The sequence below is a fragment of the Thermoactinomyces daqus genome (assembly GCF_000763315.1).
In the GTDB taxonomy this organism is placed as follows: Bacteria; Bacillota; Bacilli; order Thermoactinomycetales; family Thermoactinomycetaceae; genus Thermoactinomyces_A; species Thermoactinomyces_A daqus.
In genome coordinates this window covers 23,331-35,678 of record NZ_JPST01000063.1, presented here as the reverse complement: position 1 = coordinate 35,678, position 12,348 = coordinate 23,331, and the positions used below count along the sequence as shown (strand labels likewise).

Here is a 12,348-nt window from a genome sequence, read left to right as displayed (position 1 = left end):
AGGAATTTCGCTACCTTAGGACAGCCAACACCTTTATCGCCAAGGAATTACATCTGAGCATGGGAACCATGGGCTTAATCCTCTCCGCTTTCGGTTGGGCTTATCTCTTCTTCAATATTCCTGCCGGTTGGTTCGCCGACCGGTTTGGAGCCAAGAAAGTCTACGGAATCACAGCGGCAATCTGGTCAATCGCATCCGCGGTCACCGGACTCGCTCGCGGAGCCCCGTTGCTGTTCGCCAGCCGCATCTTGGTCGGTTTGGGTGAGGCCGCGAATTTCCCGGCAGCGACAAAAATCGTTGCGGAAAACTTCAAACCTTCGGACCGCAGCACGGCAACGGGCATTTATCTTTCTGGATTGCGACTGGGATACGCTTTAACGCCAGGCATTATGATCGGCCTGATGGTGTACTTTGGCACTAAGGAGCAACCGGACTGGCGCATGGCTTTTTATATTACCGGGCTGGGCAGTCTTCTGTGGGTAATCCTCTGGTTCGCCACCTTTCGCGAGAAAAAAACGATTCCCGCCGGCAACGAAGTCACCCCTTCAAACAAAATCACTTCATTCCAATTATTAAAGCACCGAAACACCTGGGCGATCATCATCATCAAATTCTTTCAGGATTACCTTTATTATCTCTATCTGACCTGGTTGCCGGGCTTTTTGATCGAAGCACGAAAACTGGATCTGGACGCCGTCACTTTTTACGCAACCCTTCCCTGGGTGGCCGGGATGCTGGCACAACCTCTGATCGGAGTTTTGGCCGATTATTTAATTAAAAAAGGTTACAACCTTACCATTGTGAAAAAAACCCTTTTAATCACCACTCAAGTGATCGCATTATCCGTCATTGGAGCTGCTTATGCCAAAGATGCAGAAACTGCCGCCTGGCTCCTAATCATTGCCATGGCCGCCGAATCGGCATCAACAGCGATTCTATGGACGCTTCCCCAAGAGCTCGCTCCGGAAGGAGCCGCCGGCACCCTCGGCGGGATCATGAATACAGCCGGTGCATTCGCTTCCATTGTCTCTCCGGCAATCACCGGCTTTATCGCACAATACTACGGTTTTACGGCTGCACTTACATTTGGCGGATCAACGATGCTAATAGCTTCCCTCAGCGTTCTGTTTTTCCTGACAAAAATCCAACCGATCCGAATATCCACAGCAAAAACGAAGACAAAAAAAACAACATAATCGACAAATACAGAAGCATGGAATGCGCGATATTCAAATTTCTTCCAATTACTTACTTTTATTTGGACCGGCTTACCCGGAGTCAATGTACTCAAAAAAAAGACCCATTCCCTCCCTTGCACGGGGAGAAAATGGGTCCTCTCTTCTATTTCTGATCTGCGCGTTTAATCCACTCCGGCAGCTCTTTCAATACTTCTTCAACTGACAATTCCTTGCTTTCCCCGCTGCGGCGCAATTTGATCTCGACCAGTCCCTCTCCAGCTTTTGCTCCGACTGTGATCCGAACCGGAATCCCCAACAGATCAGCATCTTTAAATTTGACGCCGGCCCGCTCTTTGCGATCATCAAATAAAACTTCGATTCCTTCTTTATTCAGTTCCTCGTACAACGCTTCGGCAAGACGGGCTTGGTCTTCGTTTTTCATATTGACCGCAATCAGGTGAACCGTATACGGCGCAATCGCCACCGGCCAGATAATCCCGTTTTCATCATGATGTTGCTCAATCGCTGCGGCAACAGTCCGGGAAACTCCGATGCCGTAACAACCCATGATAAAAGGTTGTTCTTTGCCGTTTTCATCGAGGAAACGGGCATTCATCGCCTCACTGTACCGGGTTCCCAGCTTGAAGACATGGCCCACTTCAATTCCGCGTTTGAACTGAATCGTTCCCCCGCAGCGCGGACATGCATCACCTTCCTGGATATTCCGGAGATCGCCGGCGAGATCGACTTGGAAATCGCGGCCGATCTGTACATGCATCAGATGAGCGTCAGCTTCATTCGCTCCGGTGATCATCTCATTCATTCGCATGACAGCATGATCCGCCAGGATTTTAACCGGTTCCTTCAATCCGACCGGTCCGACAAAACCGCTTGAAGCCCCTGCGATCCGTCGAACGGTTTCTTCATCCGCCAATTCGCATACGGCTCCCTCAAGCAAGTTTTTCACTTTCACATCATTGACTTCATGATCCCCGCGGACAAGGACGAGCACGGGTTCACCATCGACAGTAAAGAGCAAACTTTTTACCAGCTGGTGCGGTTCCACATCGAGGTACTCGGCCACCTCTTCAATGGTGCGTTTCCCCGGGGTGGCGATCTTCTCACGCTCCGAAACCGGTGTTTTGTCCGAAACCTCCTCATTTCCGACCACTTCAGCCATCTCGATATTAGCTGCGTAATCGCATGCTTCACAGATGGCGATGGTATCTTCACCTGCGTCGGAGAGTGCCATAAATTCATGGGTTCCCTTTCCTCCGATCGCTCCCGCATCCGCTTCCACCGCGCGGAAATCAAGTCCGACCCGGGTGAAAATATTCATATACGCCCCAAACATATCCTCATAGGTTTGATCAAGCGATTCGCGATCGGCATGGAAGGAATAGGCGTCTTTCATCACAAATTCCCGGCCGCGCAGCAAACCGGAGCGCGGTCTTTTCTCATCGCGGAATTTCGTTTGGATTTGGTAAAGCGCCATCGGCAGCTTTTTATATGAATTGATCTCGCCCCGCAAGAGATCGGTGATCACTTCTTCATGGGTTGGCCCCATCGCAAAACTGCGGTCATGCCGGTCGTTGATCTTGAAAAGCTCCGGCCCGTAGTTTTCCCAGCGTCCGGATTCATGCCAGAGTTCGGCAGGATGCAGGACGGGCAAGAGCAATTCCTGCGCCCCAATGCGATCCATTTCCTCACGGACGATTTTCTCCACTTTATGTAATACGCGAAATCCGAGCGGCAAGAAGGTATAAACCCCAGCTGCCAACTGCCTTATAAAACCGCCGCGCAATAAAAGGCGGTGACTTACCATCTCCGCTTCTCCGACATTGCGTAACGTCGGAATCAGCGCATTTTTTTGCCGCATAAAAATCCCTCTCTTTACTTAAACTGCATCAAACATAATCATACACAAAACCAGCCCAAGAAAAAAGCAAAAAACAAACCCAGTTTTCCTCACCGGGCGGAAAACCGGGTTAACGTTCACATCAGGCCAATCAAGGTTCCGGGCAGGAACCCATTGTTCCCTCAGCTCAAGTGAAAAAAATCGTTTTAATATCATTAAACGTGACCACCAGCATCAGCACCATCAGCAGAGCAAATCCGACAAAGTGAACCAGGCTTTCCTTGTTGGGACTCACCGGGCGGCCACGAATTGCTTCGATTGCAATGAAGACGAGGCGGCTGCCGTCAAGGGCGGGAATCGGCAACAGGTTGAAAATCCCCAGGTTCAGGCTCAAGAGAGCCATCCAGCGAATCAGCGAAGCCAGTCCGCTTTCGGCCGCCTTACCCGTAATGCTTCCCATTTGCACAGGACCGCCCAAACTTTTGATGGACAATTGCCCTGTAACCAATTTACCGAATCCGTCCAGAATAAAGCCGGACCACTCATATGTTTCCCGTACTCCGTCAGTCAATGCCTCTCCGATCGTCGCTTTTCTTTTCATTTTCTCCTGGTTGAAATAGGCGCCGATCTGGTAGACATCCCCGTTTTTTTCGGGCGTAACAGGGAGATTCAGCTTTTTCCCGTTGCGCTCGATGGTGATTGTCACTGTTTTTCCTTTGGAATCGATCAGGTAATACCGCAACGAATCCATGGTATGAACTTCATGCCCATCGACGGCAACGATGACATCACCTGCTTTGATGCCCGCTTTTTGCGCCGGTTTTCCCGGCATGGTGCTGTCCACGGGCAACTGGTCTTCAATGCCGGCCATCAAAGCGTAAGTGGCGAAGAGGATCACAGTTAATATAATGTTGAACAGGGGTCCGGCAAAGATCGCCATCGCCTTTTGCCCAACGCTTTTGGAGCCAAACTGACGATCGACCGGAGCGATTTGCACATGGGTTTTTTGATCATAATGAATAATGGTTTGCGGATCGAGGGCATACCTCATTTCCACTTCATTTTGATCCTCAAGGACCACATACAGCTGTTTCTCCAGGTCCGCTTCCACCAACCTGCCCACAATCAACTGTTCCGGCAAATCGGTTGGCTCATACAAGTAGAGATGATTCAGCTTTCCCTCACCGGATTGTACGGCATATACGAGGGATCCCGTCTTGATCTCGACCACTTCCGCATCTTCCCCAGCCATTCTCACATACCCGCCGAGTGGAAGCGCACGAATGGAATAGAGTGTTTCTCCATAGAGCTTGGAAAAAATTTTCGGGCCAAAACCAATGGCAAATTCCCGAACCAGAATACCTGCCCGCTTGGCAAAAAGAAAATGTCCCAATTCATGAACAAATACCAAGAGGCTGAGAACGAGAATAAAGATGATCACTGTTTGCATGCTTGTTATCACCACCCCGGTTAATCAGAGAACAGCCCCGCAGCTCAGGTTATGCGGATGAGACTCTCTCTGGCGAAGGCTCGCGCCCAGCGATCCGCTTCCATGATTTCTTCCAGCGTTGGATTGTGCACCACCTCATGGGCGGATAACGCTCTTTCCACCAATTCTTCAATCACTGGAAACGGGCATTCGCCGGCCAAAAATGATTGTACCGCCACTTCATTGGCCGCATTTAAAACCGTCGGCATCGTTCCCCCGGTTTTTCCGGCTTCATAAGCCATTTTCAAACAGGGAAAGCGTTCAAGGTCCGGTGGACGGAAGTCCAGGCGGGACAAAGCCACAAAGTCCAACCGCTCCGTCTGCAAAGGCAAACGGTTGGGATAGGACAATGCATATTGAATGGGAACCCGCATGTCAGGCGTCCCCAACTGGGCCATCACCGCGCCGTCCTGAAACTCCACCATCGAATGGATGATGCTTTGCGGATGAATGATCACATCTATTTTCTCATAAGGCAGATCAAATAGCCAGTGAGCCTCAATCACTTCCAATCCCTTGTTCATCAACGTTGCCGAATCGATCGTCACTTTTGCCCCCATCGACCAATTGGGGTGTTTCAACGCTTGTTCCACCGTTGCGTTCTCTATTTGTTCCCTTGTCCAATCACGGAAAGCTCCTCCGGATGCAGTGACAATCAAGCGGCGAACTTCGGAAATGCGTTCTCCATTCAAGCATTGAAAGATGGCGGAATGTTCACTATCAATCGGAAGCAGGGGAACCTGTCTCTTTTTTGCTTCCGCCGCCACGATATGACCGGCGCTGACAAGCGTTTCCTTGTTGGCCAGACCGACCTTTTTCCCTGCGCGGATGGCTGCCAGGGTCGGCACCAATCCTTTGCTTCCCACAATGGCCGAAACAACAAAGGATGCTTCCGGATGGGAGGCCACTTCGACGGGGGCATCCTCGCCATAGATAACCCTTACTTCCTGCCCCACCTCCCGCTGCACCTGTTCAGCTGCTTCTTTCGTAGCCATCGAGATCAATTTGGGTTTAAACGTCCGCGCTTGTTCCACCATTTCGCGGACGTTTCCCCCTGCCGCCAGCGCAACCACTTCAAACTCATCGGGATGCTGGGCGATCACGTTCAAGGTACTGCGTCCGATTGAACCGGTGGAACCCAAAATGGCGATTTTTTCCGGCATTCCCCGCTCTCCTTTCACACTGCCTGAATTAAATGCAAAATGAGAAAAACAAACAACAAACTGTCAAAGCGATCCAATACGCCGCCATGCCCCGGCAGAATCCCGCCGGAATCTTTTACACCAGCGCTTCTTTTCCAGGCGGATTCAACCAAATCTCCCAATTGGCCGACGATGGTGATAAACAATCCCATTCCCAACGCCCACAGGGAGCTCCCCAATTGGGGATGGATCAGCCAGATGACCAGACTGGTCACAATCCCAAACATGATGCCGCCCAGCGAACCTTGAATCGTCTTGTTGGGGCTGATCTGGGGCCACAATTTGTGTTTCCCCCACTTTTTTCCGATAAAATAAGCACCGGAATCGTTTGCCCAAGTCACAATGATGACAAGAAGGGATAAGGCAAGTCCGTCAGGCTTCCAGATGGCCACCATCATATATAAAAAGCCGTATCCTATGTATATGGCTCCTGCCAATAAATAAGCCATTTGAAAGAGATCAAAGCGATTGCGGCTCAAGACGATCAAAACAGAGTAGAGCGCCAGTCCCAGCAACAGTGGATTTGGTTCTTTGAGGAAAGAAGAAGACGACTTCAAGACCGGCAGCTCCATTAATCCGGAAAGAAAAATCAGTGCGATTACAATAAGGCCAAAAAACATTTGCGGCGTTTTCCAATGCTGCTCTCTCATCTGCGCAAATTCCAAAAAGGCGATGACCGCCAGTACAAACATCAAGGCGGTATACCACCAGCCTCCCAAGGACAGCAGCAGCAAAAAGCCGAGAGCGCCCAATCCCCCTGTAATGATTCTCTGCTTCATCGTTTATTTCCCCTGTCTTTACACCGCTCCAAATCGCCGCGAACGACGCTGGAATTCTGCAATCGCCTGATGGAAATGCTCGATGGTAAAATCAGGCCACATCGTATCGGTAAACAGCAACTCGCTGTATGCCAGTTGCCACAACAAGAAATTGCTGACGCGAATTTCTCCGCTCGTACGAATGACAAGGTCAGGATCAGGCAATCCTTTGGTGAGCAAATACCGGTTCATGGTTTGTTCATCGATCTCTTCCTTATCAATATGACCATTTTGCACATCGTCTATAATGTTTTTTACCGCGCGCAGGATTTCATCCCTCGAGCCGTAATTGATCGCAAAGTTGAGAATCAATCCGGTATTGTGTTTGGTCTCTTCTTCAAATTTGATCAGGGCCTGCTGCGTCTGCGTCGGAGTTTTGCTCTTCTCCCCCAGCATTTGCACTTTCACGTTGCGTTCAACCAATTCCTTGAGACCGGTTTTTAAAAACTCGATCGGAAGTTTCATCAGATATTCGACTTCCTCTTGCGGACGTTTCCAATTTTCGGTCGAAAATGAATAAAAAGTGAGGACTTTAATACCTAAGTTGTCGGCTTCCCGGATCACTTCACGCACCCGTTTCATTCCGGCCGCATGACCCGCCGTACGGGGAAGACCCCGTTTTTTGGCCCAACGACCGTTTCCATCCGTGATAATGGCCACGTGTTCCGGCAGGGGAGCCTTTTTGATCTGTTCCAACAACTCTTTCTTTCCTTGTTCCCTCTTCTTATTGCCAACCAGGCGTTTAATGGATTCAATCATGAAACATTCCTCCGCAAAGGTTAACTCATCCCGTTTCTCATCCCTGGGGTAGACAGAAAACCCCCTCTGGAAAGAAGGGGTTTTCACCCAATCATTTTATGTTTTTAAATCTCCATCATTTCTTTTTCTTTCGCTGCAACCACTTGATCCACTTCCTTGATGAAACGGTCGGTCAATTTTTGGATCTCTTCTTGACCCCGACGTGCCGTATCTTCGGGAATTTCCCCATTTTTCTCTAATTTCTTGATTTCATCATTTGCATCGCGGCGCACGTTGCGAATTGCCACTTTGGCCTCTTCTCCCATTTTACGTGCCACTTTCACCAATTCATTGCGCCGTTCCTCGGTCAACGGAGGAATCGTGATGCGGATCACACTTCCATCGTTGGTCGGAGTCAACCCCAAATCCGATTTCAAAATGGCCCGTTCAATTTCGCCCAAAGCGGACTTGTCCCAAGGCTGAATGGCAAGTGTGCGCGGATCCGGCGTGGAGATATTGGCCATTTGGTTGATCGGCATTTCGGTACCGTAGTATTCGACGGTCACTTTGTCCAAAAGAGCCGGATTGGCCCGACCGGCCCGAATCGTGAGCAAATCTTTTTTAAGCACTTGGATGGCTTTTTCCATTTTCGATTCTGCTTGCGATTTTACCTGGTTCACGAAATCACACGCTCCCTTTTACCAGTGTACCAATATGTTCACCCAAAATGACACGGCGAATATTGCCTTCTTCGGAGATGTTAAATACGATCAAAGGAATGTTATTGTCCATGCAAAGCGAGGAGGCAGTGGAATCCATCACTTTCAGGCCTTTGTTCAAAATCTCCAGATAGGTGAGCGAATCATATTTTTGGGCAGCCGGATCTTTGAGGGGATCCGCCGTGTACACGCCATCCACCCCATTTTTGGCCATGAGGATCACATCTGCTTCAATCTCGGCAGCACGCAGAGCGGCGGTTGTGTCGGTGGAAAAGAAAGGATTTCCGTTGCCGGCGGCAAAAATGACCACCCGTCCTTTCTCCAAATGGCGGATTGCCCGCCGGCGAATATAGGGCTCGGCCACTTGCCTCATTTCAATCGAAGTCTGGACGCGGGTGGGAACCTCCATACTTTCGAGCGCATCCTGCAATGCCAAGGAGTTCATCACAGTGGCCAACATTCCCATATAATCAGCGGTGGCACGGTCAATTCCGTGAGCGGAACCGCTGATCCCCCGCCAAATATTTCCTCCTCCCACGACTACGGCAACTTCGACGCCGAGCTCGACAACTTCCTGGATCTGACGGGCCAAAGAGCGGATCACTCGCGACTCGATGCCGTATCCTTGATCCCCGGCCAACGCTTCACCGCTCAATTTCAAAACAATGCGTTTATACTTGGGAGTACTCATTCGCTTCCTCCAATCAACCGCAGTTCTTAAAAAAAAAGGAACACAATGGCCGTGTTCCCTATATATCTTCTTAGCCTTGTTTAACTTGGGACATAACTTCCTCTACGAAGTTGTCTTCTTTCTTCTCAAGGCCTTCGCCCATTTCATAGCGTACAAAACGGCGAATGTTGATGTTTTCACCCAGTTTGGCGATCGTTTCTTTCAACAGTTGATCGATCGTTTTGTCCGGGTCTTTCACGTAAGCCTGGTTGAGCAGGCAAATTTCTTGGAAATGTTTTTTCAGGCGGCCTTCCACCATTTTGTCAACGATGTTTTCCGGTTTTCCTTCTTGCAGTGCTTGTTGTCTCAGGATTTCCCGTTCTTTTTGCACTTCTTCTTCCGGAATTTCTTCACTGCGGACATATTTCGGGTTCATTGCGGCGATTTGCATAGCCACATCTTTTACGAAGCTTTTGAAGTCATCGGTTTTGGCCACGAAATCGGTTTCGCAGTTCACCTCTACGAGAACGCCGATCCGTCCGCCGGCATGTATGTAGGATTCAACCACACCTTCGGCAGCGATGCGTCCAGCTTTTTTGGCCGCTTTTGCAATCCCTTTTTCACGCAGGTATTCTATCGCTTTTTCCATGTCACCATTGGTTTCGGTAAGCGCTTTTTTGCAATCCATCATGCCTGCGCCCGTTTTTTCGCGCAGCTCTTTTACCATTGCAGCTGTAATTGCCATGAATGGTCCTCCTTCATCTGATTCCAGTTCACTTTTTCGTATAAAAAGGGGTGGGCATGAATAACTCCATGCCACCCTCTTTTACTTTCTCATCAGGAAGCTGTGGTGCTTTGTTGTTCGCCCTGGCGTCCTTCCAAAATCGCATCGGCAATTTTTCCGGTGAAGAGACGAACAGCACGGATGGCATCATCGTTACCCGGGATTACATAATCGACTTCGTCCGGATCACAGTTGGTATCCACGATGGCCACGATCGGAATGTTCAGCTTGCGTGCTTCTGCAACCGCAATGCGCTCTTTGCGTGGATCGATGACGAAAATCGCATCAGGCAGTTTTTTCATGTGTTTAATACCGCCCAGGAATTTCTCCAATTTGGCTTGTTCTTTTTTAAGAAGGATCACTTCTTTTTTCGGCAGTACGTCAAATGTGCCGTCTTCTTCCATGCGCTCCAGTTCATGAAGGCGCTCGATGCGTTTGCGGATCGTTTGGAAGTTGGTCAGCGTGCCGCCGAGCCAACGATGGTTCACATAGAACATGTCACAGCGCTCAGCTTCTTCCTTAACTGCTTCCTGCGCTTGTTTTTTGGTTCCGACAAAAAGGATGTTGCCGCCGTTTGCAGCCAGTTCACGTACGAAGTTGTACGCTTGCTCCATCATTTTGACGGTTTTTTGCAAATCGATGATGTAAATTCCATTACGCTCTGTAAAAATGTATTTTCCCATTTTCGGGTTCCAACGGCGAGTTTGGTGACCGAAGTGAACCCCTGCTTCCAGCAGTTGTTTCATGGATACAACAGCCATTTTAAAATCCTCCTTGTTGGTTGGTCCTCCGCCGAAATCATCGAAGGCAGAAACCGCAATCCACGGCACCGCTGCCCGCTTCTTCGGCGTGTGTGTTTACACCATTGTTGAATATACCATACCCCATATCTGATCGCAAGGGAAAACTTTGCGCGAAAAGCTTCCTACAAAATATACTGGCTCAAATCCCGGTCCGTTACGACATCAGCCAAACGCTCCTGCACATATTGCGGTGTAATCGTGATTTCCCCCATCCCGATCTCCGGAGCTTCAAAAGAGAGCTCCTCCAGCAACCGCTCGAGAATCGTATGCAGGCGACGGGCTCCGATATTCTCGGTGGAGCTGTTCACTTCCTGCGCCAGCCGGGCGATTTCTTCCACTGCTTCTTTGGTAAAGGTAATCTTGATGCCTTCCGTTTCCAAGAGGGCGATGTATTGTTTGATTAAAGCGCCTTTCGGCTCGGTTAAAATCCGCACGAAATCATCGGCGCTCAAATCGTCCAGTTCGACGCGTATGGGGAAACGCCCCTGCAGTTCCGGGATCAGGTCGGACGGTTTGGAAACGTGGAACGCACCGGCGGCGATAAACAAAATGTGATCCGTTTTCACCGGCCCGTATTTGGTGATGACAGTGGAACCTTCCACGATCGGCAAAATGTCGCGCTGCACACCCTCACGGGAAACATCGGGGCCGCGCTGGTCCTTGCCGGCGATTTTATCAATCTCATCAAGGAAAATAATACCCGACTGCTCCACACGGGAAAGCGCCTCCCCGATCACGTGATCCATGTCGATCAGCTTTTGCCCTTCCTGCTGAGTCAGGACTTCTCTCGCTTCCTTGACGGTTAGTCTGCGCCGCTTGGTTCTTTTCGGCATCAGCTGCCCCAGCATTTCCTGCATGTTCATTCCCATCTGCTCGACGCCGGTTCCGGCGAACATGTCAAACATGGAGGGCATCTGCTCTTCCACCTCAATCTCGATCATCTGCTCCTCCAATTCGCCGCGCAACAATTTTTCTTTTACCAACGCCCGTTCTTCCCTGATCCGCCTTTTCTCCTGCTGTTCCTGAGGTCCCGGGGTTCCCTCGCTCTTTTGCTGGAACAGGAATTCGAAGGGGTTTTTAAAAGCGGGAGACTCCTTCTGATCAGGAACCAGGATGCTGACGATCCGATCGTTGGCCATGGCCCGGGCCTCGTCTTTCACACTTTCCAGTTTTTCTGCCTTGACCATGCGAATCCCCGTTTCCACCAGATCGCGCACCATCGATTCCACATCACGCCCGACATAGCCCACTTCGGTAAATTTGGTCGCTTCCAGTTTGACGAAAGGGGCACCGACCAATTTTGCCAGACGCCGGGCGATTTCCGTTTTCCCCACCCCGGTGGGACCGATCATCAAAATATTTTTGGGAACGACTTCGTCCCTCAGTTCTTCCGGCAGCAGCATCCGGCGGTAGCGGTTGCGAAGGGCGATCGCCACCGCTCTTTTCGCTTGCGTCTGGCCGACGATGTATTTATCCAATTCGGCGACAATCTGTCTGGGTGTCCATTTTGCTTGCGGACTTAACTCGGGCATGTTATACCTCCTCCACAATGATGTGGTCATTGGTAAAGACACAAACCTCACTGGCGATTTTCAGGGCCGCCTCGGCGATCTCACTGGCTGACAGATGCGGTGCATACCGTTTTAACGCCCTGCCGGCAGACAGCGCGAAACTGCCGCCCGACCCGATGGCCAGAACCTCATCATCCGGCTCGATCACTTCGCCGGTTCCGGAGATCAAAAAGAGATGATCGTTGTTCATTACGATCAACATCGCTTCAAGACGACGCAACACTTTATCGGAACGCCACTCTTTCGCCAGTTCAACTGCGGCGCGAGGCAGATTGCCGTGATACTCTTCCAGCTTCCCCTCAAATTTTTCAAAGAGCGTCACTGCATCGGCAACGGAACCGGCAAAACCGGCAACAACCTGACCTTTATACAGACGGCGGACTTTTTTGGCCCCGTGTTTCATAATCAGTTGGTTGCCAAAAGTGACTTGGCCATCGCCCGCCATTGCGGCAGAACCTTTATGGCGAACAGCAAAAATGGTCGTGGCATGAAAATCTCCCAAACTCTGTTTCCCCCTT

General features: G+C 50.3%; 12 protein-coding genes. 1 reads left to right on the top strand and 11 read right to left on the bottom strand.

Annotated elements, in window-relative coordinates:
* A partial coding sequence (locus tag JG50_RS0117225; protein ID WP_152568642.1) for an MFS transporter occupies positions 1–1,196 on the top strand: 1,196 nt, incomplete at its 5' end.
* A gap of 145 nt (positions 1,197–1,341) precedes the next feature.
* Here JG50_RS0117225 and JG50_RS0117220 read toward each other — a convergent pair.
* The 11 genes from JG50_RS0117220 to hslV form a co-directional block, all read right to left on the bottom strand.
* The gene (locus JG50_RS0117220; RefSeq protein WP_033102353.1) at positions 1,342–3,057 is read right to left on the bottom strand and encodes a proline--tRNA ligase; all 1,716 of its coding nucleotides are present in this window, start codon (positions 3,055–3,057) and stop codon (positions 1,342–1,344) included.
* 166 nt (positions 3,058–3,223) lie between these two features.
* Positions 3,224–4,486, bottom strand: a complete 1,263-nt coding sequence (gene rseP, locus JG50_RS0117215; RefSeq protein WP_033102352.1) for an RIP metalloprotease RseP — start codon at positions 4,484–4,486, stop codon at positions 3,224–3,226.
* Positions 4,487–4,530: 44 nt separating this feature from the next.
* Positions 4,531–5,688 carry a 1-deoxy-D-xylulose-5-phosphate reductoisomerase gene (locus tag JG50_RS0117210; RefSeq protein ID WP_033102351.1) on the bottom strand — a complete coding sequence of 386 codons (1,158 nt, stop codon included), beginning with the start codon at positions 5,686–5,688 and terminating at the stop codon, positions 4,531–4,533.
* Positions 5,689–5,702: 14 nt separating this feature from the next.
* Positions 5,703–6,506, bottom strand: a complete 804-nt coding sequence (locus tag JG50_RS0117205) for a phosphatidate cytidylyltransferase (RefSeq protein WP_033102350.1) — start codon at positions 6,504–6,506, stop codon at positions 5,703–5,705.
* Between the two features lie 18 nt (positions 6,507–6,524).
* Entirely contained in the window at positions 6,525–7,304 is a 780-nt protein-coding gene (locus tag JG50_RS0117200) for an isoprenyl transferase (protein ID WP_033102349.1), read from the bottom strand.
* A 104-nt stretch (positions 7,305–7,408) separates the two neighbouring features.
* A complete protein-coding gene (gene frr / locus JG50_RS0117195; protein ID WP_052154455.1) occupies positions 7,409–7,930 on the bottom strand; it encodes a ribosome recycling factor in 522 nt (173 codons plus the stop codon).
* A gap of 37 nt (positions 7,931–7,967) precedes the next feature.
* The gene (gene pyrH / locus JG50_RS0117190) at positions 7,968–8,693 is read right to left on the bottom strand and encodes a UMP kinase (RefSeq protein ID WP_033102347.1); all 726 of its coding nucleotides are present in this window, start codon (positions 8,691–8,693) and stop codon (positions 7,968–7,970) included.
* Between the two features lie 70 nt (positions 8,694–8,763).
* Positions 8,764–9,417, bottom strand: a complete 654-nt coding sequence (gene tsf / locus JG50_RS0117185; RefSeq protein ID WP_033102346.1) for a translation elongation factor Ts — start codon at positions 9,415–9,417, stop codon at positions 8,764–8,766.
* Positions 9,418–9,509: 92 nt separating this feature from the next.
* Positions 9,510–10,217 carry a 30S ribosomal protein S2 gene (gene rpsB, locus JG50_RS0117180; RefSeq protein ID WP_033102345.1) on the bottom strand — a complete coding sequence of 236 codons (708 nt, stop codon included), beginning with the start codon at positions 10,215–10,217 and terminating at the stop codon, positions 9,510–9,512.
* 164 nt (positions 10,218–10,381) lie between these two features.
* Positions 10,382–11,791, bottom strand: coding sequence for an ATP-dependent protease ATPase subunit HslU (gene hslU, locus JG50_RS0117175; RefSeq protein WP_033102344.1), 1,410 nt, complete (start codon positions 11,789–11,791; stop codon positions 10,382–10,384).
* A 1-nt stretch (position 11,792) separates the two neighbouring features.
* Positions 11,793–12,332, bottom strand: coding sequence for an ATP-dependent protease subunit HslV (gene hslV, locus JG50_RS0117170; RefSeq protein WP_033102343.1), 540 nt, complete (start codon positions 12,330–12,332; stop codon positions 11,793–11,795).
* Positions 12,333–12,348 lie beyond the last annotated feature (16 nt).